The sequence below is a fragment of the Pseudomonas chlororaphis genome (assembly GCA_001023535.1).
GTDB lineage: Bacteria > Pseudomonadota > Gammaproteobacteria > Pseudomonadales > Pseudomonadaceae > Aquipseudomonas > Aquipseudomonas chlororaphis_E.
This window is the reverse complement of sequence record CP011020.1, coordinates 5388380-5407888: the sequence shown is the minus strand read 5'-3', so window position 1 is coordinate 5407888 and position 19509 is coordinate 5388380. Positions and strand designations below refer to the sequence as shown.

At 62.6% G+C, this 19509-nt stretch carries 23 protein-coding genes; 8 read left to right on the top strand and 15 right to left on the bottom strand.

Going from position 1 to position 19509, the window contains the following annotated elements:
• Positions 1 to 25 precede the first annotated feature (25 nt).
• Both VM99_23575 and VM99_23570 read left to right on the top strand, forming a co-directional pair.
• Positions 26 to 1348 (top strand): membrane protein, encoded by a 1323-nt coding sequence (locus VM99_23575; protein ID AKK00905.1) that lies wholly within the window; start codon positions 26 to 28, stop codon positions 1346 to 1348.
• Positions 1349 to 1396: 48 nt separating this feature from the next.
• A complete protein-coding gene (locus tag VM99_23570; GenBank protein ID AKK00904.1) occupies positions 1397 to 2128 on the top strand; it encodes a restriction endonuclease in 732 nt (243 codons plus the stop codon).
• A gap of 218 nt (positions 2129 to 2346) precedes the next feature.
• Here VM99_23570 and VM99_23565 read toward each other — a convergent pair whose 3' ends face one another.
• Positions 2347 to 3720 (bottom strand): LOG family protein, encoded by a 1374-nt coding sequence (locus tag VM99_23565; GenBank protein ID AKK00903.1) that lies wholly within the window; start codon positions 3718 to 3720, stop codon positions 2347 to 2349.
• 217 nt (positions 3721 to 3937) lie between these two features.
• Here VM99_23565 and VM99_23560 point away from each other — a divergent pair, with 217 nt between their 5' ends.
• A complete protein-coding gene (locus tag VM99_23560) occupies positions 3938 to 4471 on the top strand; it encodes a hypothetical protein (GenBank protein ID AKK00902.1) in 534 nt (177 codons plus the stop codon).
• Positions 4472 to 4588: 117 nt separating this feature from the next.
• On the top strand, positions 4589 to 5347 hold the full coding sequence (locus VM99_23555; protein AKK00901.1) for a lipoprotein: 759 nt from the start codon (positions 4589 to 4591) through the stop codon (positions 5345 to 5347).
• 167 nt (positions 5348 to 5514) lie between these two features.
• On the opposite strand, the gene VM99_23550 is transcribed toward VM99_23555, so the two are convergent.
• From VM99_23550 to VM99_23520, 7 genes are all read right to left on the bottom strand, one after another.
• Entirely contained in the window at positions 5515 to 5697 is a 183-nt protein-coding gene (locus VM99_23550) for a general stress protein (GenBank protein AKK00900.1), read from the bottom strand.
• Between the two features lie 217 nt (positions 5698 to 5914).
• A complete protein-coding gene (locus tag VM99_23545) occupies positions 5915 to 6478 on the bottom strand; it encodes a peptidase (protein AKK00899.1) in 564 nt (187 codons plus the stop codon).
• Between the two features lie 106 nt (positions 6479 to 6584).
• Positions 6585 to 7640 (bottom strand): DNA topoisomerase, encoded by a 1056-nt coding sequence (locus VM99_23540; GenBank protein AKK00898.1) that lies wholly within the window; start codon positions 7638 to 7640, stop codon positions 6585 to 6587.
• A 196-nt stretch (positions 7641 to 7836) separates the two neighbouring features.
• Positions 7837 to 8916 carry a molybdenum ABC transporter ATP-binding protein gene (locus tag VM99_23535; GenBank protein AKK00897.1) on the bottom strand — a complete coding sequence of 360 codons (1080 nt, stop codon included), beginning with the start codon at positions 8914 to 8916 and terminating at the stop codon, positions 7837 to 7839.
• A 3-nt stretch (positions 8917 to 8919) separates the two neighbouring features.
• Positions 8920 to 9600, bottom strand: coding sequence for a molybdenum ABC transporter permease (locus tag VM99_23530; GenBank protein ID AKK00896.1), 681 nt, complete (start codon positions 9598 to 9600; stop codon positions 8920 to 8922).
• Complete coding sequence (locus VM99_23525; GenBank protein ID AKK00895.1) at positions 9601 to 10353, bottom strand: molybdate ABC transporter substrate-binding protein; 753 nt, start codon at positions 10351 to 10353, stop codon at positions 9601 to 9603. It lies immediately after the preceding gene.
• Positions 10354 to 10558: 205 nt separating this feature from the next.
• The gene (locus VM99_23520) at positions 10559 to 11638 is read right to left on the bottom strand and encodes a 2-nitropropane dioxygenase (GenBank protein ID AKK00894.1); all 1080 of its coding nucleotides are present in this window, start codon (positions 11636 to 11638) and stop codon (positions 10559 to 10561) included.
• A 147-nt stretch (positions 11639 to 11785) separates the two neighbouring features.
• Between VM99_23520 and VM99_23515 the strand changes: the two genes are divergently transcribed.
• Positions 11786 to 12274 (top strand): transcriptional regulator, encoded by a 489-nt coding sequence (locus VM99_23515; GenBank protein ID AKK00893.1) that lies wholly within the window; start codon positions 11786 to 11788, stop codon positions 12272 to 12274.
• Here VM99_23515 and VM99_23510 read toward each other — a convergent pair.
• From VM99_23510 to VM99_23490, 5 genes are all read right to left on the bottom strand, one after another.
• Positions 12238 to 13311, bottom strand: coding sequence for a 6-O-methylguanine DNA methyltransferase (locus tag VM99_23510; GenBank protein AKK00892.1), 1074 nt, complete (start codon positions 13309 to 13311; stop codon positions 12238 to 12240). The two genes, VM99_23515 and VM99_23510, sit on opposite strands and share 37 nt — an antisense overlap.
• Positions 13312 to 13399: 88 nt before the next feature.
• A complete protein-coding gene (locus VM99_23505; GenBank protein AKK00891.1) occupies positions 13400 to 14080 on the bottom strand; it encodes an alpha-ketoglutarate-dependent dioxygenase in 681 nt (226 codons plus the stop codon).
• Complete coding sequence (locus tag VM99_23500; GenBank protein ID AKK01842.1) at positions 14067 to 14789, bottom strand: proline hydroxylase; 723 nt, start codon at positions 14787 to 14789, stop codon at positions 14067 to 14069. The genes VM99_23505 and VM99_23500 overlap by 14 nt, the downstream gene beginning before the upstream one ends.
• A 122-nt stretch (positions 14790 to 14911) precedes the next feature.
• Positions 14912 to 15097 carry a hypothetical protein gene (locus VM99_23495; protein ID AKK00890.1) on the bottom strand — a complete coding sequence of 62 codons (186 nt, stop codon included), beginning with the start codon at positions 15095 to 15097 and terminating at the stop codon, positions 14912 to 14914.
• A 16-nt stretch (positions 15098 to 15113) separates the two neighbouring features.
• Complete coding sequence (locus tag VM99_23490) at positions 15114 to 15416, bottom strand: hypothetical protein (GenBank protein AKK00889.1); 303 nt, start codon at positions 15414 to 15416, stop codon at positions 15114 to 15116.
• Positions 15417 to 15614: 198 nt separating this feature from the next.
• On the opposite strand from VM99_23490, the gene VM99_23485 reads away from it, so the two are divergent.
• Positions 15615 to 15965 (top strand): lipoprotein, encoded by a 351-nt coding sequence (locus tag VM99_23485; GenBank protein ID AKK00888.1) that lies wholly within the window; start codon positions 15615 to 15617, stop codon positions 15963 to 15965.
• A gap of 1 nt (position 15966) precedes the next feature.
• Here VM99_23485 and VM99_23480 read toward each other — a convergent pair whose 3' ends face one another.
• Both VM99_23480 and VM99_23475 read right to left on the bottom strand, forming a co-directional pair.
• Positions 15967 to 16248, bottom strand: coding sequence for a lipoprotein (locus VM99_23480; protein AKK01841.1), 282 nt, complete (start codon positions 16246 to 16248; stop codon positions 15967 to 15969).
• Positions 16249 to 16364: 116 nt separating this feature from the next.
• Entirely contained in the window at positions 16365 to 16577 is a 213-nt protein-coding gene (locus tag VM99_23475; protein AKK00887.1) for a hypothetical protein, read from the bottom strand.
• A 233-nt stretch (positions 16578 to 16810) separates the two neighbouring features.
• On the opposite strand from VM99_23475, the gene VM99_23470 reads away from it, so the two are divergent.
• Positions 16811 to 17650: a UTP--glucose-1-phosphate uridylyltransferase gene (locus tag VM99_23470; GenBank protein ID AKK00886.1), complete on the top strand. Its 840-nt coding sequence runs from the start codon at positions 16811 to 16813 to the stop codon at positions 17648 to 17650.
• A 346-nt stretch (positions 17651 to 17996) separates the two neighbouring features.
• Positions 17997 to 19352, top strand: coding sequence for a glutathione reductase (locus VM99_23465; GenBank protein AKK00885.1), 1356 nt, complete (start codon positions 17997 to 17999; stop codon positions 19350 to 19352).
• Positions 19353 to 19509: the final 157 nt, after the last annotated feature.

Below are 19509 nucleotides of genomic sequence, written 5' to 3'. Positions count from 1 at the left end.
TACCGCCTGCTTCAACGAGGTCGCCATGAACAATAACAAGCCTGATGAAGCCGCGATCGTTCGCAAGGTTACCCTGCGAATCATCCCTTTCGTTTTCCTGCTCTACATCGTCTCCTATCTCGACCGTGCCAACATCGGCTATGCCGCCCTGCAAATGAACAAGGAGCTCGCCCTGTCCAGCGAGGCCTTCGGTTTCATCTCGGGGATCTTCTTCATCGGCTACTTCCTGTTTGAAGTGCCGAGCAACGTGATGTTGAACAAGTTCGGCGCCAGGGTCTGGATCGCCCGCATCCTGGTGACCTGGGGTTGCATCGCCGCCCTGACCGCGTTCGCGCAGACCGCCAACCAGCTCTACATCCTGCGTTTTTTCCTCGGTGTGGCCGAGGCCGGTTTTTTCCCGGGCATCATCGTCTACCTGACCTTCTGGTTTCGCGCCAAGGAACTGGCCACCACGGTGGCGTTGTTCACAGCGGCGATCCCGGTGAGCTACATCATCGGCGCGCCCATGAGCACTTGGATCATGGACAACGTCAGCTGGTTCGACTGGAGCGGGTGGCGCTGGATGCTGTTCCTGGAAGGCATTCCCGCGGTGTTCCTCGGTGTTGCCTGCTTCTTCTACCTGACGGACCGCCCCGAACAGGCCAAATGGTTGAAGCCTGAGGAGCAGCAATGGTTGATCGCCGAGTTGGAGCGCGATCGCCTGAGCCGCAAGGACGTCAAGAGCCTGGGCGTCTACAAGACCATGACCCACCCCAAGGTCCTGTACCTGGCGTTCATCTATTTTGTCTACCAGTGCGGCAGCCTCGGCGTCGGCTACTGGATGCCACAGATCATCAAGGGCTTTTCCGAGTCACTGACCCATACGCAGATTGGCCTGATCGCAATGCTGCCGTACATCGTCGCCACGGCGGCGATGATTCTCTGGTCGCGGCATTCGGATCTGCGCAATGAACGCAAGCTGCATTCGGCCCTTCCATTGTTGATGGCCGCGCTGGGCCTGGTCGGTGCGGCGGTGCTGGGCAATCCATTCCTGGCCATGGCGATGATCTGCATTGCGCTGTCCGGGCTCTACAGTTTCAAATCACCGTTCTGGGCCTTGCCGACGCTGTTCCTGGACCGCGCCACGGCGGCGGTGTCCATTGCGGTGATCAACTCCATCGGCAACCTTGGCGGCTTCGTCGGGCCGTCGCTGATCGGCCTGGTCAAGGGCACCAGCCACAGCGCCGCCAATGGTTTGTTGTTCCTCAGCGCGTTGTTGCTTATTGGCTTCCTGATGACGCTGTTCATGCGGGTGACCAACCGGCCAGCGCCCGACGCCGGGGCGGCCTTGGGGCGCCAGGCCCATTGAGACTGACGCCTTGTCCAGGCAAGGCTTTCACTGAACCAGGAGCAAGCAATGAGTGTTATCAGCCAAGCGGTAATCGATCAGTTGGCGCCGCAAGGCCTGCTGCGGGCAGCCATCAACTTTGGCAATCCGGTGCTGGCGCAAAAGGCTGGGGATGGATCGCCCCAAGGGGTGTCGGTCGCCCTGGCACGGGCGCTGGCCGAGGAACTCGGCGTACGCCTGGAGATGATCACGTTCGATGCGGCCGGCAAGGTCTTCGCGGCACTGGAGGAGGGGGTATGGAACGTCGCCTTCCTGGCGATCGAGCCGGTGCGTGAGGAGCAGATTGCGTTCAGCGAACCCTACGTGATCATCGAAGGGACATACCTGGTGGCTGCGGACTCGCCTTACCGGCAGGTGGAAGACCTGGACCGGCCGGGCCTGCGGTTGGCCGTCGGCAAGGGCGCGGCCTACGATCTGTTCCTTTCCCGGACGCTGGAGCATGCGCAGCTTGAGCGCGCACCGACATCCGCGGGCGCGGTGGATCTGTATGTTGAACAGGGCCTGGATGCGGCGGCCGGCGTACGCCAGCCCTTGGAGCAGGTCGCGGCGCGCAACCCACGGTACCGGGTCCTCGACGGCGCGTTCACGTCCATCCGGCAGGCGATGGCCGTGCCACGTCGCTGCGAAGCCGCAGCGGCCTACGTCCGGGATTTCATCGAGCGTAAGAAAGCCGAAGGCTTTGTCCACGCCGCATTGGCCGCCAGTGGGCAGGCTGACGTGACGGTGGCGCCGTCAGCGTGAAGTGAGAGGAGGGTGGGGCTAGCGCTTTCGAAAGCAACCTCACCCCCCTAGGTTGTGTACGAAACAGTTTGAAACGCAGGTTAGGCAAGGCAAAAACCGGCGAGGAACGACCGGGGTCGCGCTCGACTTGACTGGTTGTCAATGAGCATTCCGAGCCGGTTTTTAACGCCGCATAACCAAGTTTCAGGCTATTTCGTACATAGCCTAGGGCAAACCCGTCAGGTCACCACGCGATAGCACGGGACATACGCCGCGCCGCCGGGCAGTTTCATGCGGTGCTGGGCGACGAAGGCCTGGAGCAGGCGGTCGAGGGGTTCCATGATGGCGGGGTCGCCGTGGATCTCATACGGCCCGTGTTCCTCGATCAGGCGAATGCCCTTGTCCTTGACGTTGCCTGCCACGATGCCCGAGAACGCCCGGCGCAGGTTGGCGGCCAGTTCGTGGGGCGGCAAGTCGCGGCTCAGGCCCAGGCTGGCCATGTTGGCGTGGGTCGGGTCGAACGGGCGCTGGAAGCCTTCGTCGATCTTCAGCAACCAATTGAAGTGGAACGCGTCGTTGCGCTCGCGGCGGAACTGCTTGACCTCCTTGAGGCCCTGGGTCATCTGCCGCGCCACTTCGGCCGGGTCATCGATGATGATCTGGTAATGCTTCTGCGCCGCTTCGCCCAGGGTCGCGCCGACAAAGGCGTGCAACTGGTCGAGGTACGGCGCCGCGCTTTTCGGCCCGGTGAGGATCACCGGGAAGGGCAGGTCCTGGTTGGACGGGTGCATCAGGATGCCCAGCAGGTAGAGGAACTCTTCCGCGGTGCCGGCACCGCCCGGGAAAATGATGATGCCGTGGCCGACGCGCACGAAGGCCTCCAGGCGCTTCTCGATGTCCGGCAGGATCACCAGCTCATTGACGATCGGGTTCGGCGCCTCGGCGGCGATGATGCCCGGTTCGGTCAGGCCCAGGTAGCGACCACCGTGGATGCGCTGCTTGGCGTGGGCAATGGTGGCGCCTTTCATCGGGCCCTTCATCACGCCCGGACCGCAGCCGGTGCAGATGTCCAGGCTGCGCAGGCCCAGCTCGTGGCCGACTTTCTTGGTGTACTTGTATTCTTCGGTGTTGATCGAGTGCCCGCCCCAGCACACGACAATCTTCGGCTCCACGCCAGGGCGCAAGGTGCGGGCGTTGCGCAGCAGGTGGAAGACGTAGTCGCTGATGCCCTGGGACGAGCTGAGGTCGATGCGCTGGCTGTCCAGTTCGTTTTCGGTGTAGACGATGTCGCGCAGGGCGCTGAACAGCATTTCCCGGGTGCTGGCGATCATTTCACCGTCGACGAAGGCATCGGCCGGTGCGTTCAGCAGCTCCAGGCGCACGCCACGGTCCTGCTGGTGAATACGGATCTCGAAGTCCTTGTAGGCTTCGAGGATGGTCTTGGCGTTGTCGACATGGGCGCCGGTATTGAGGATAGCCAGGGCGCACTGGCGGAAGAGGGTGTAGATACTGCCGGAACCGGCTTCACTCAGTTGCTGGACTTCGCGCTGGGACAAGGTCTCCAGGCTGCCCTTTGGGCTTACCGAGGCATTGATTACATGTCTTTGAGTCATTCAGCGTTCCTTGAAAACGATGCCGTGCACACAGAGGCGGCATCTTGAAAAATACGTCCACGGGCAAAGATCGCACGATCCTTGCGGTATCGCCATGGGCTTTGATCCGGATCCTTCGGATCGGTTGCCGCACACAATGCGCCCCAGCATAGCTAAATCGACCGGGCAGGCGATAATGCGCGACTCTTTTCATGCCATACAAGGAAATTGCCCCGCGATGTTCGAGATCAAACCGTGGGACGCCGGGATCTACCGGCAGCAGACCCGACGCAGCACCTTCATCCTGGCCGTGACGTTCCTGGCGCTGGCGATGTTGCTCTCCAGCCTGGCCGTGATGTTCTTCGGTACGCCCGGAGGCGACAACCTGCGCTTCAATCTGGGGGGCGTGATTGTCGCGGTGCTGGCGATGGTCGCATTGCTGCGCGGGTACTTCTGGTCGCAGCCGTGGATGGCTGCGGCGGTGTACGGCTGGCAGCTCAAGCGCAGCCTGATGAGTGTTACCAATGTCATGCACCAGGTGAAGGCCGGCGTGCAGGCCGAGGACCCGGCGGCGATGAAACTGCTGCGGTTCTATCACCTGGGTCTGGCCCAGATGCATCAGCTGGACGCCAACTCCAGCGACCAGGGCTCGTTGGCCCGCGAAGCCGATGACCACCTGGCGAAGATGCAGGCGCTGGGCCTGGAGGGCGAACAACCTCGCCTGGATCCGGCCTGGATCGAAGCGGTTAAACGCGTGCCGGGCGGGCGTTGATCGGCCCGGAGGCAGGCACTGGGTCGAGGGGATCCGCCCGTCGGTTGGTCGCCAGGAAAATCAAACCGGCGTGACCGAGCGTCATTCTCATGTCCTGTCATGGACAGGAGAAACGACATGCCAGGTAAAAGCGTTTATTCAACGTGGGCAGTGCTGTGCGCAGCAGCGGTCGGCTTGACCGGCTGCGCGGGCGGTAACACCGACTCGCCAGTGAGCGCGCCGGGAGTGGCGAAAACGCCGACCACCGCGGCGCTGGAAGTGGGGGCGGGGCTGATGCAGGACAAACCTGCGCTGCGGGCGCTCGACACCTACCTCGACGGCTTCCACTTCTACAACGGCCGGATGTCCGGGCAAATGGAGGCGCATCACTACTGCTCGGCGCTGAACGAGGAAGTGTTCCAGTGTGCGATCTTCGATGGCAATACGTCCGGTGCCAAGTTGATGGGGGTGGAATACATCATCAGCAAGCGTTTGTTCGAAGGGTTGCCGGCCGCTGAAAAGCAGCTCTGGCATGGCCACGTGCATGAGGTGAAGTCCGGGCAGTTGATCGCGCCCGGGATTCCCCAGGTGGCCGAAACCCGCCTGATGGAAAACCTGATCGGCACCTACGGAAAGACCTGGCATACCTGGCACACCGAGTCGGGTCAGGCCCTGCCTTATGGCGTGCCGCAATTGATGATGGGGTTCACCGCCGATGGCCAGATCGACCCGCAACTTGTGCGTGAGCGGGACAGTCGGATGAACGTGGACAGCGACGCCAGGAAAGCGGCACGCGCCGGTATAAAGACCCCGGCGATAGATAAGGGCGCGGATGCCTGGCAAAGAGGGCAGGTATTTCAAATCAAGGGGCCGGCGGGTGTACCCGCGCATGAATAACAGGGGCGCTATGACGGTTTGTCATAAGGATAGTTGTTTGGCATTGTTAAACGCGGTGGCGGTGTTGTTCTGTTTGAAGTTGACGATAAAACCGCGCAGAGCGCTCAAGTGTTTGATTCCCCGGCACCAGGGCGCAGCCAGGCTGCGCCCCAGCGGATCTTCAGGGGTTACGACTTCCTGCCACCGCCGCCTTGGCCGCGTTCGTTGCCTTTGCTGCCGGCGCCAGAGCCTTTCTGACGGTCGTTGGTGTTGTTGCCGCCCGACGCCTGTCCGCCTTTCTTACCGGCTTCAGATGCTTTATCACGATCATTTGCGAAGTTGCCTGGGTTTTTGTTTCCGCTGTTAGCCATTTCGAGAATCCTCAGTGTGGTTTAAAGCGAGCAACGTGCCTCGCATTAAATGTGAAAGGCCAGCGGCGGAGTAAGTTTAAAAAAAGCGTTGTGCTGGCGACGAGTGGTCGTACTTTTTTAATTAAGGTGTTATTTTTCCGCTTCGTTTCGTTGTTGTTGGAGATTGAGGGTTTTTATCAGTAACGACGGCACTATCATGTTGAATGATGCCGCGCGCTTAATCTTCGCCGCCGCTGACTTTCCAATGCCTGGCGTCCGCCGGGAACACCACCTGCTCGACCCGATGGGCGATGCCGAAAGCCAGGGAGTTCTCTGCCGGGATGACCCGCTCCTCGTTGCACAGGCACTTGAAGATATCCAGCTGAGTGGCGGCCCCGGCGGTTTCCTTGACGTAGATTTCCACGTACCGCGCCACGTCGTTGTCCAGGCTGGACAGGTATTCGCGCAAGCGCGAGTGATCCACCGATTTCTGCCCGAAATACCAGTTCATGGGATGGATCAGAAAGCGTGAATGGGGCGTGGTGGTGCGGTCGCTGGCGGCCAGGTACATGACGATGCCCATCGACTCGATATTGCCGGCGTTCACCGCACGCACCGGCACCGGCAAGGACTTGATGAAGGTGTACAAGGTAAACCCGAAGTTGGTGCTGCCGCCCACCGTGGACAGATTGAGCATCAGCGAGTCCGCGCCTTTCTCGATGGCTTCCAGGCAATTGTCGCGGAAGCGCTCGGTGGTCCCCTGATCGATCTGGCAATGAAAATGGACAATGTGTTCGGACATCGGAGACTCCTGTCGATTTCACGCGTGTGGTGTTGCGCGAGCGCACAGTGTTGGGAGTTCAGCCTCGGCCGGATGTTCCTGATGGACGAGCCGTCGTTCGTGACCGTCAGTACCCGAACTTCGCCTCGCAGGCTTGCGTGGCTTGCGCCACCCGCTTCAGAAACATCGTCAGCCCGGCTTCTTCTATGCTCAGGCCCTTACGCACCCGAGGCTTGGGCAGTTCCTTCAGTGTGCCGAGCAGGAAACCTTCCAGCACCGCAGGGTGAATGTAGCATTTGCGACAGACGCTGGGCGTGTTGCCCAGTTGCCGGGCGACCTGCTTGACCATTTCGGCAACGTGTTTTTTCGCTTCGGTCTCGGTTTCCCAATGCAAGGCCCGCAGCCCGGCCAGGGCCGCCGCGCTGCCGGCCCAGGTGCGGTAGTCCTTGGCGGTGAAATCGGCACCAGTGAGCGATTTGAGGTAAGCATTGATATCCGATGAGCTGACGGTGTGGCGCTCGCCGTCTTCATCGAGGTACTGGAAAAGGTTTTGCCCGGGGATTTCCTGGCAGCGCTTGATGATCCGCGCCAGGCGCCGGTCTTTCACGGTGATCTGATGCTCGACGCCGCTCTTGCCTCGGAACTGGAAAGCGATGGCGCTGCCGTTGACCTCGACATGCTTGTTGCGCAGGGTGGTCAGGCCGTAGGAGCGGTTTTCGCGGGCGTACTGGGGATTACCGACCCGGATCAAGGTCACGTCCAGCAAGGTGATCACCGTCGCCAGGACTTTGTCGCGGCTGAAGCCGGGCTGGGCCAGGATTTCCTCCAGGCGCTTGCGCAGGCGGGGCAGGGCACGCCCGAACTCCAGCATCCGCGAATATTTGTCTGCGTCGCGCACTTCACGCCAGCGCGGATGGTAGCGGTACTGCTTGCGACCACGGGCATCGAGGCCGGTGGCCTGGAGGTGTCCGCGCGGGTCGGTGCAGATCCACACATCGGTGTAGGCCGGCGGCACCACGAGGGCATTGATGCGCTGGATCTCGGCCGCGTCGGTAATGCGTTGGCCCGCGGGGTCGAAATAACAGAATTTGCCCCGCAACTTTTTGCGGGTGATGCCGGGCGCCGTGTCGTCGACGTAATGCAGGTCGGGCGGCAGGGCATCCGGGGACAGGGTGTCGGGCATGAAAAAATCCTTGGCAGCAAATCCGGTGGCCTATGGAGGATGGACCGCGGGCCCGAGCGGTCGTGCCAAGTTTCTGAAGCTGCCGGTCACCCTGGTGGGAGCGAGCTTGCTCGCGAAAGCGGAGGGGCGGCTGGAATCGAGGTTGAATGTGCCGCCGTCTTCGCCAGCAGGCGGGCTCCCATGGTAGATCGGCGACCTAAGCCAGCACCGCCACGGCCTTGATCTGCGCCCAGAGCGCCTGCCCCGGATGCAACTTCAACTGATCACGGGAATAACGCGTGATACGCGCCAGCAGCGGCGTCCCACCCGCCTCCACGCGAATCAGCACATGAGCGGCATTATCAGCGGCCAACTCACTGACCACCGTGACCGGCAGACGATTGAGGATGCTGGTCTGGGCATCGTTCGCCAAACTGAGGCTGACGTCCCGCGCCTGAACCTTGAACCGCAACGGTTGCCCCAGCCCCAGCGGTGTGTGGGTTACGCGGATGTTCAACTGGCTGTCGGGCAGGTTCAGCGTCAGCAATTGATAAGCCGGGTCATAGCCGCTGACCCTGCCCTGGATCATCACGCCGGCGTCATCGCCCAGGGCCAGCGGCAGGTCGAGGCGGGCCAGGGTTTCGCCGATCGGTCCGCTGGCCAGGGCGCGACCGGCCTCGAGCAGGACGATATGGTCGGCCAGGCGCGCCACTTCGTCCTGGGAGTGGCTGACGTAGAGCACCGGAATGTCCAGTTCATCGTGCAGCCGTTGCAGGTACGGCAGGATCTCGTTCTTGCGGCGGGTGTCGAGGGACGCCAGCGGCTCATCCATCAGCAACAGTTGCGGGCTGGTCAGCAGCGCGCGGGCAATGCCGACCCGCTGGCGTTCACCGCCGGACAGGTTGTGTGGCTGGCGATCGAGCAAGTGACCGATGCCCAGCAGCTCGGTTGCCTGTTCCATCACCACGCGGCGCTGGCCGGGGGCGATGCGCTTGAGGCCGAACGCCAGGTTGTGCCGCACCGACAGGTGGGGGAACAGGCTGGCTTCCTGGAACACGTAGCCCAGGGCTCGTCGATGAGGCGGCACGAACACCCGGCGTGTGGCGTCTTGCCAGACTTCGCCGTTGACCTCGATGAACCCCTGCGTCGGTCGCTCCAAACCGGCGATGCAGCGCAGGCAAGTGGTCTTGCCGGAGCCGGATTGGCCATACAGCGCAGTCACGCCACGGCCTGGCAGTTGCACATCCAGGTCGAGGGAAAAGTCCCCGCGATCGAGCTGAAAACGCGCGTGGATCATCGATCAGCTCCAACCGGCACGGCTGCGGCGGCTGGAGTACAGCGCCAGCAGCACCACGAATGAAAACACCAGCATGGCCGCGGCCAGCCAGTGGGCCTGGGCATATTCCAGGGCCTCGACATGGTCGTAGATCTGCACCGAGACCACTCGGGTCTTCTCGGGAATGTTGCCGCCGATCATCAGCACCACGCCGAACTCGCCGACGGTGTGGGCGAAGCCGAGGATCGCGGCGGTCACGAACCCGGGTCGGGCCAGCGGCAGGATGACGCTGAAAAACGTGTCCCAGGGCCCGGCCCGCAGCGTGGCGGCGACTTCCAGGGGGCGACTGCCGATGGCGGCAAAGGCGTTTTGCAACGGCTGCACCACAAACGGCATGGAATAGATCACCGAGCCGATGACCAGCCCGGTGAAACTGAAGGTGAGGGTGCCCAGCCCGAGGGCCTGGGTGAACTGGCCGATCCAGCCGTTGGGCCCCAGCGCCAGCAGCAGGTAGAAGCCGATTACCGTGGGCGGCAGCACCAACGGCAGTGCCACCACCGCACCCACCGGCCCGCGCAGCCAGGACTGTGTCCGTGACAACCACAGGGCAATGGGTGTACCGACGAGCAACAGGATCACCGTGGTCAACGACGCCAGTTTCAGGGTCAACCAGATGGCGGCGAAGTCGGCGGTGGTCAGTGGCATTTAGCGTTGGTAACCGTAGGCTTGGATGATGGCGGCGGCTTTCGGACCCTTGAGGTAATCCACCAGCGCGGCGGCGGCGGGGTTATCCCGGCCCTTGCTGAGGATTACGGCGTCCTGTTTGATCGGGTCGTGCAACTCGGCTGGGACGATCCACGCCGAACCGCCGGTCACCTTGCCATCCTTGTAGATCTGCGACAAGGCCACGAAGCCGAGTTCGGCGTTGCCGGTGGAGACGAACTGATAGGCCTGGGTAATGTTCTGGCCTTCGACGATCTTGCCCTTGACCTGGGCGGTCAGCCCCAGCTTGTCCAGCACCTGGGTGGCAGCCAGCCCGTAGGGCGCGGCTTTCGGGTTGGCGATCGACAGGTGTTGGAACGCGTTGTCCTTGAGCACCTGGCCCTTGGCGTCGACGTAGCCGTCCTTGGCCGACCACAGCGCCAGGGTGCCAATGGCGTAGGTGAAGCGCGAGCCCTTGACGGTATCGCCTTCGCTTTCGAGTTTGGCCGGGGTGGTGTCGTCGGCGGCAAGAAAGACTTCGAACGGCGCACCGTTCTTGATCTGCGTGTAGAACTGGCCGGTTGCGCCATAGGCCGCCACCAGTTTGTGGCCGGTGTCTTTTTCGAAGTCGGCGGCCATGGCCTGGATCGGCGCGGTGAAGTTGGCGGCGACCGCCACTTGTACTTCATCGGCCTGGACGGTGCCGACGGCCAGGAAGGTGCTCAGCAACAACGGCAGTAAAGGGGTGGGACGCATTGAAGACTCCAAGGGGTGGGGTGAGTTCGCTGTATACGGAAATATATAGCGAATGCCCGACAAACGGAATGCGACTTTTTGCGACAGGTTCGTAAGCAGCGGCGCAGCTTTCGCGAGCAAGCTCGCTCCCACAGGGAGGGTGTTGGATTCAACCGGTCCCTTGTGGGAGCGAGCTCGCTCGCGAAGCAGCTCTACCCGGCGACGCTCAACCCAAGACGCGACCCGGGCCGTGGAGCCGCGCCAGCGTCTCGTCGGCCAGTCGCCGGGTCAGTTCGCCCGCCGGTAACTCGCGGCCCAGGGGAAACGCCTGGCCGGCCCAGAGGTTGCTGAAATCGGCCTCATCCTTGGCGCGCAGCGGCATCAGTGCGCCACCGGCGAGGGGGAAGGCCGGGGCCAGCGGGCTCATCGGGCCCACTTCGCGCATCACCCGATTGACGATGCCCCGAGCCGGGCGGCCGGTGAACAGGTTGGTCACGGCGGTCTGGCTTTCCTTGGCGGTACGCAACGCGCGGTGATGGGACGGGCTGACCTTGGCCTCCGGCGTGAACAGGTAGGCGCTGCCCAGTTGCACCGCCGAGGCGCCCAGGGCAAACGCCGCGACGATCCCGCGCGCATCGCCAATGCCACCGGTGGCGATCACCGGCACCTTGACCGCGTCCACCACCTGCGGCAGCAAGGCGAACAGGCCAACCTGGGTGTTGAGGTCATCGCTGAGGAACATGCCGCGATGGCCGCCGGCCTCGTAGCCCATGGCGATGATCGCGTCGCAACCTTGCTGTTCCAGCCAGACCGCCTCTTCGACGGTGGTGGCCGAAGAGAGGATTTTCGCGCCGGTGGCTTTGACCCGCGCCAACAGGGATTTTTCCGGCAGGCCGAAGTGAAAGCTGACCACCTTGGGCCGCATCTGCTCCAGCACGCGGCAGGCCGCGTCGTCGAATGGCGTGCGGTTGGACACCGGCGTCGGCGCGTCGAAATCGGCGCCCAGTTCCTGGTAGTAGGGCTTGAGCCGCTGCTTCCAGGCCTCGGCGCGTTGTGCGTCGAACGCCGGCGGCTGGTGGCAGAAGAAGTTCACGTTGAACGGTTTGTCGGTCTGTTCGCCGATGCTCGTCAGCGCCTGGCGCAGTTGCTCGACGTCGAGCATCGCCGCCGGCATCGAGCCCAGGCCGCCGGCATTGCAAGTGGCGACCACCATGGCCGGCCCGGTAACCCCGGCCAGTGGCCCTTGGATGATCGGCAGCTCGATACCGAGCAGGTCAAGGATGCGAGTGTCTGGCCACTGGCTCATGGTGCGGGTCTCCGACGGCAGAAGGAAACAGCGGTTTTAACAGGTGTGAGCGGGCCAGGGCCAGTCGAGTTTTTCAATCCGGCCCTGGCGCTTGATCCCGATGGCGAGCGGGTTACCATGCAGGTTCACTTTCAAGGAGCCCGAGGCATGGACGTAAAACTCAAGACTGTCGAACCCTTCAGCGTCGCCGGCCTGCAGGTGCGCACCCGCAACGCCGACGAGCAGCAGCCCGACACCGCCAGGATCGGCCCGATGTGGCAGCGGTTCTTCACCGAAGGCTTGTTCGACGCGATCCCGGCCAGGCAGTCGGAGTCGTTCGTCTACGGCGTGTATTCCAACTATGAGTCCGACGCCACTGGCCACTTCGATGTGACGGCGGGCGTGCAGGTCGATGCGACGAGCGCCGGCTACCCCGCCGTGGACATCGAGGGCGGGGATTACCTGGTGTTCTCGGCCAAGGGGCCGATGCCCGATTGCGTGATCCAGACCTGGGGCCTGATCTGGGCGTATTTCGCCGACAACCCGCAAGCGGTACGCCGTTTCACCACCGATTTCGAGGTCTACAGCGGTCCTGAATCGGTGGCGATCTACATCGGTGTTCAATCCCCCGACGAGCGTTCGCGCGCCAGCAACTGACGCTTGCGCTCCACGCCCCAGCGATAGCCCGACAGGTTGCCGTCGCTGCGCACCACCCGGTGGCAAGGGATCGCCACCGCCAGGCTGTTGGCACCGCAGGCCTGGGCCACCGCCCGCACGGCCTTGGGCAGGCCGATGCGCTGGGCGATCTCGGCGTAGCTGGCGGTGCTGCCGGGTGGAATGTCCCGCAGGGCTTGCCAGACACGCTCCTGGAACGCCGTGCCGCGCAGGTCCAGGGGCAGGTCCAGGCCCAGCGCCGGCGCTTCGACGAAGCCCACGACCTGGGCGATCAACTGCTCGAACGCCCGGTCGGCGCCGATGAGGTTGGCGCGGCGGAATTTGTCTTGCAGGTCCCGCACCAGGGCATCCGGGTCATCGCCCAGGAGGATCGCGCACACGCCACGCTCGCTCTGTGCCACCAGGATCGCGCCAAGGGAGCATTGGCCGACGGCAAAGCGAATGTCGGTGTTCTGGCCGGCGGCGCGGTAGTCGGTGGGTTTCATGCCGAGGAGTTTGTCGGCCGCCTCATAGAAGCGGCTGTTGGAATTGAACCCGGCGTCGTACAGCGCGTCGGTGACGCTGCTGCCGTCGGCCAGGCGTTCACGCAGCTTGCGTGAGCGGTGAGCGGCGGCATACGCCTTGGGCGTCAGGCCGGTGACCGCCTTGAAGACTCGATGAAAATGAAATGGGCTCAGGCCCGCGTGCTGCGCCAGTTCGCTCAGGCTCGGCAGCGTCTCGGCCGTCTCGATCTGCCGGCACGCGCCGGCGATGCGCGCGGCGTGCTGGGCGGCGACCTGGGTCTGGTCCCGAGCGGTGCGCTTGCTCGGACGGTAGCCCGCGGCCTCGGCCTGTTGCGCGGTGTCGAAGAACTCGACGTTGCGCGGGTTGGGCCGGCGCGACAGGCTGCTGGGGTGGCAATAGATCCCGGTGGTCTTCACGCCATAGACGAATTGCCCATCGGCGCGAGGGTCGCGGGCGAGCACGGCGGCCCAGCGTGGATCCTGTTCGGCGGCGAGGTGTTTCGAAGTGCTGTTCATGGTCGTTCTGTCCATTGGCCCGTTTTGCCTACAGTAGCGAGCCTGCGAGGCGACGACACTCCGGGTCTTGCGGTCGAATTCTGCACCCTCAACCGGCGGTGCGGAAGGTCAGGTTGATCCGCTGGGCGCCCAGGGCCGGGTGCAGGCCTTCCTTGAGCGCCAGCACGCCGTGATAGCGCAACCGGTCGACGCCGCCCCAGACCACGATGTCGCCATGGAGCAGGGCGATGCGCTGGCACTTGTCGCCACGCTCGAACCCGCCGAACTGAAACACCGCCGGCAAGCCCAGGGAGACCGAGACGATGGGTGCATCGAGGGCTCGTTCGTCCTTGTCCTGGTGCAAGGACATCCGCGCGCCGGGTACGTAGCGGTTGATCAGGCAGGCGTCCGGCTCGAAGCCTTCGAACCGGGCGTGGCGGGCGGCCGCTTGGGCCAGCTCGCGGAACACCCCCGGCATCTCGGGCCAGGGCTGGCCGCTCTGCGGGTCGTGGGCGGTGTAGCGATAGCCCCTGCGGTCGGTGGTCCAACCCAAGGCACCGCAACTGGTCAAGGCCACCGACATGGTAAAGCCACCGGGAGTGACCATCTGCCGGAAGGGCGCAGCCTGCAATACCTTTTCCAGTGCGGGCAGCAGACGCTCCAGCCATGGCAGGGCGAACCCGCGCAACACGAACGATTGCTGGCCGATCGGCTCGATCCGCCCGGACGTGGTGGGAGCCTGGTCCGCGAACAGGTCCAGGGTGACCGGCGTGTCGTTACTGCGCATCATGAAAGATGATTCCCAAGGTGTGGCGGCGGCCGCTGTGCACGCGGCTGACGCCATGGCGCATGTTCACCCGATAATACCCGCGAACGCCCTGGACCGGTCGCTGGTGCACGGCAAACACCAGTGCATCGCCCTGTTTCAGATCGACGACCTGGGGCCGTGACTGCTGGCGCGGGCGCTGTTCGGTCAGGACGAACTCGCCGCCGGTGAAGTCGCGACCCGGCTCCGACAGCAGGATCGCCACTTGCAACGGGAACACGTGCTCGCCGTACAGATCCTGGTGCAGGCAGTTGTAGTCCTGGGGGTCGTATTGCAATAACAGCGGTGTAGGGCGCTGCTGCCCGGCGGCATGGCAGCGCTGGATGAAGTCGCCGTGGGTGGTGGGGTAGCGCACTGTCAGGCCCATGTGTTCATTCCAGCGGTTCGCCAGCGGCACCAGCAGCGGGTACAACGATTCGCGCAGTGGCTGGACGATGTCGGGCAGCGGGTAACGGAAATACTGGTATTCGCCGCGGCCGAACCCGTGACGGGCCATGATCACCCGGGAGCGGAACAGCGCGGGCTGCGCGTACAAGTCGCTGAGTTGTCGGCATTGCGTTACGGATAACAGATTGCGCACGACAGCGCTGCCGTCCTGATCGAGGCTGTCTGTCAGGGCTGGCCAGTCGATTGCGGCGAGGGAGTGGGCGAGCGAAGGGGGGAGAGGGTGCATGATGACCAACCTGAACGCGTAGGATGGGCCAGTTTGCCGAGCGTTCCATCGCCTGCCACCCCGGATCTTGCGTTGACAATCCTCGCCACACCTCTCTCCCGGACCACTAACTGCACAGGTGCCTACAACGCCTTGCTGACCTTGACGTCGGTGATCACATCGTCGGTCTTGCCGTGCAGCGCCTGCAGAGCGGCCAGGGCTTCTTCTTGGGTGCCGGTTTCCAGTTGCGCGAATTCGAAACGACGTTCGTCGTTGAGCTTGTACTTGATGACGTATTTGGTCGTCTGGGCCACGGTTTTGCCTGTCATGAAGGTGGGGGATGCTTCAGCTCAGCTTGGAGCTGGAGCGCCGGATGATCTTGATCTTGTGGGTCAGGGTCGGCTTGCGCGTGACGCTGATGGCCCGGCGGCTGACGGTGTCGATGGTAATGTTCCAGAAACCGGTGCTCGGGGCGGTAATCCGCGCCGGGAAGGTATCGAACGCACCGCCGTGGTAGGTGTGCCGGCCGCCGTTCTTGAAGCTGCGGAAGTTGGCGTCGTTCATCAGCCGGATGTTGCACATTTGGGAGCATTCGATGACGACGATGTCGTCTTCGTTCAGGTGCTCGCGCTGGTGGATGAATTTCATGGGCGCCTCCAGAAGGGCTTTTTCTACAAAATCAAACGATAGCAAGGACAATGGTGTGCAGTTTATCAGCCTCAAGGGGTAATATCCGGCCCGCGTCCCAGGCTTTGGTCATTTATTGCAGGAAGCGCAAAAAAAGACGGTGGGCGCTGGAGAAAAACAGCGTTTGCACTGTCCGACGATCTTTATCGGAGGAAACATATGAAGCGCAGCGTGTGGGTGTTGGCATTGGCCTTGGGTGGATGTGCGTCCGTATCGGACATCAACCAGACGCCGCCCACCATGAGCGTCATCTCCGGCAAGAAACCCCATGAATACGCCAAGTGCGTTGCCGACCACCTGGCCAACAGCCGTGGCCCGTTGCAGATGGAACCGCACAAGAACGGCATGCGCCTGATCGTTCCTGGCAAGCTGTCGTCCCTGCCGGCCGCGGTGTTCGACATCGACGAGCGTTCCAGCGGCAGCAGCATCAAGTTGCACGAAAGCATGTCCAACGTGCCGGTGCGTCCTGGTGATGTGCAGGACGCGGCCAACGCCTGTATTTCCGGCTGAGTTACTTACACACCACCACGACACTGCGGCTGGTGTAGTTACCGACGTCGACCCCCAGGGTCTTTTCGCTTTCCTTTGCCTGTGGTGTGCCATCGGTGCCGACGATGCGGTAACCGGTGCCCGCGCACGACGCATCGGCTTTTTCATAGCATGTGGCCCAGGAATTGGCTTCGCCCGAGCAGTCGATGCTAAGGCCTTGCTCGCCGTTGGCCAGGTAGGTTTTTTCCGCCGAGGCACAGCCCGCCAGGGCCAGGACTGTAAACAGCGCCAGAAGTGTTTTCATCGGGATCGTCATCGAGAGGGAAAGGGCAGTCGCGAGGTTATAGCGAATGGCCATTTCGGTACAGCTAAACCAGCCTCGTTCGATGCCCGGTAGGCATCTACTTGAGGCTGGGCTGCTTATTTCTTGCGGCGAGGGCGGGCCGGGGCGCTCTCACGCTCTTTGGCCGCAGGAGCAGGGCGCTCGTCCTGGAACACTGCGGCCACTTCCACGGCCATCGTCTTGGTCGGCAAGGGGCCGGCGACCTGTTCACCGTGGTAGTTGATAATCCACCACTGGCCGTCCTTGCCCTGGCTGACCGAATAACCGTTTGCGTTTCTTGTTGCCGACATCTAGCTGCCTCATTGGCGGGATCAAGGTCGCCATGATACGTCAAATGCTCGCAAACAGGGCTCATGAGCGTAGAGTGGAGCCCCGCAGCCATCGAAATGAAAGACGATTGAACTATCCGCCGTTTTTTATTTCTCTATGATGGCATCGGTTGGCCAGCGTGGGCATTGTAAGGTTCCCGCCGCCTGATTAGACTGCGCCGAAACTCGTACACACCGCCTTTTCAAGGACTTATATGATCAAGAAATGCTTGTTCCCAGCAGCCGGTTACGGTACTCGCTTCCTGCCAGCGACTAAAGCCATGCCTAAAGAAATGCTGCCGGTGGTGAACAAGCCACTGATCCAGTACGGCGTCGAAGAGGCCCTCGATGCGGGCCTGACGGAAATCTCCATCGTGACTGGCCGTGGCAAGCGCGCGCTGGAAGACCATTTCGACATCAGCTACGAGCTGGAAAACCAGATCAAGGGCACCGACAAGGAAAAGTACCTGGTCGGTATCCGCAAACTGCTGGACGAGTGCTCGTTCTCCTACACCCGCCAGACCGAAATGAAAGGCCTGGGCCACGCGATCCTGACCGGTCGCCCGCTGATCGGTGACGAACCGTTCGCCGTGGTCCTGGCGGACGACTTGTGCGTCAACCTCGAAGGCGACGGCGTGCTGACCCAGATGGTCAAGCTGTACAAGCAGTTCCGCTGCTCCATCGTTGCAATCCAGGAAGTCGACCCGCAGGAAACCAACAAGTACGGCGTCATCGCCGGCGAAATGATCCGCGACGACATCTACCGCGTACACAGCATGGTTGAAAAACCAAAGCCAGAAGACGCCCCGTCGAACCTGGCGATCATCGGCCGCTACATCCTGACCCCGGACATCTTCGACCTGATCGAACAGACCGAGCCAGGCAAGGGCGGCGAAATCCAGATCACCGACGCCCTGATGAAGCAGGCCCAGAACGGCTGCGTCATGGCCTACAAGTTCAAGGGCAAGCGTTTCGACTGCGGCGGCGCCGAAGGCTACATCGACGCGACCAACTTCTGCTTCGAGAACTTCTACAAGACGGGCAAGGCTTACTGATCGCCTGCGCCACGCCTTGAAAAAACGCCCCGACTGGTTCGGGGCGTTTTTTTTTTGCCTGGTGAAAGGCGCTCCCCATACAAAATGTGGCGAGGGGATTTATCCCCGTTGGGCTGCGAAGCAGCCCCAGGCTGTCAACGCAATCTACCGGTTCATCTGGTTCAGGGCCGCTTCGCGCCCCAACGGGGATAAATCCCCTCGCCACAATTGATTCGGGATTGCTACCTGAGCGGTGGGCCTCGTCTGCTCGGGCTGGCATTTTTTATTTTCCATCCCCATAACTATCGAAACGCAACGCTGGCCAGTAACAGCAGGTATGCTGATGGCCTGCCGAAGGAGATAGAAAATGGCCTACGATTTTGACTTGTACGTGATTGGCGCCGGTTCCGGTGGGGTGCGGGCCGCGCGGTTCGCCGCCGGTTTTGGCGCCAAGGTGGCCGTGGCGGAAAGCCGTTACCTGGGCGGGACCTGTGTGAACGTCGGCTGTGTGCCGAAGAAGCTGCTGGTCTACGGCGCACACTTTGCCGAGGACTTCGAACAGGCTTCGGCCTATGGCTGGACCGCCGGCGAGGCAAGCTTCGATTGGGCCACGTTGATCGCCAACAAGAACCGCGAAATCAGCCGTCTGAACGGCATCTACCGCAATTTGCTGGTCAACAGCGGCGTGGTGCTGCACGAAGGCCATGCACGGCTGACCGGGCCCAATGAAGTCGAGATCAATGGCCAGCGCTACACCGCCAGGCACATCCTGATTGCCACGGGCGGCTGGCCGATGATCCCGGACATTCCGGGGCGCGAGCATGCCATCAGTTCCAACGAGGCCTTCTTCCTCAAGGAACTGCCCAAGCGGGTCATCGTGGTCGGCGGTGGCTACATTGCGGTGGAGTTCGCCGGGATTTTCCATGGCATGGGCGCGCAAGCGTCGCTGCTCTATCGCGGCGAGCTGTTCTTGCGCGGCTTTGACGGCGCGGTGCGCAAGCACCTGGCCGAAGAGCTGACGCGCCGCGGCCTGGACCTGCAGTTCAACGCCGACATCGAGCGCATCGACAAGCTGGATGACGGCAGCCTCAAGGTCACGCTCAAGGACGGTCGTACCTTGCTCACCGATTGCGTGTTCTACGCCACCGGTCGACGTCCGATGCTCGACAACCTCGGCCTGGAAAACACCGGCGTGACCCTGGACGACAAAGGCTTTGTGCAGGTGAACGAACAGTACGAAACCGCCGAGCCTTCGATTCTGGCCATTGGCGATGTGATCGGTCGCGTCCAGCTCACGCCGGTCGCCCTGGCCGAGGGCATGGCCGTGGCGCGGCGGCTGTTCAAGCCTGAGCAGTATCGCCGGGTGGACTACCGGATGATCCCCACGGCCGTGTTCAGCCTGCCGAACATCGGCACGGTGGGCCTGACCGAGGAACAGGCCCGAGAGGCAGGCCACCCGGTGCAGATTTTCGAAAGCCGTTTCCGGCCGATGAAGCTGACCCTGACCGACTGCCAGGAACGCACCCTGATGAAACTGGTGGTCGATGCCCACACTGACAAGGTGCTGGGTTGCCACATGGTCGGCCCGGATGCCGGTGAGATCGTCCAAGGCCTGGCCATCGCGCTCAAGGCCGGCGCCACCAAGCGTGATTTTGACGAGACCATTGGCGTGCACCCCACGGCCGCCGAAGAGTTCGTCACCCTGCGTACGCCCACCGCCTGATGCGCCAACAAGGCTGCGATCCTTCGTGCAAGCACGTCGGATCGCAGCCTTCGTCTTCGCCCACAGATTTCTTCTATCTATAGCGTTTCCTGATAGCCAAAACCAATCATTCGCATGAGCTTTGCCAATGAGCCAGGCCGGGAATGAGTGGGTAAGA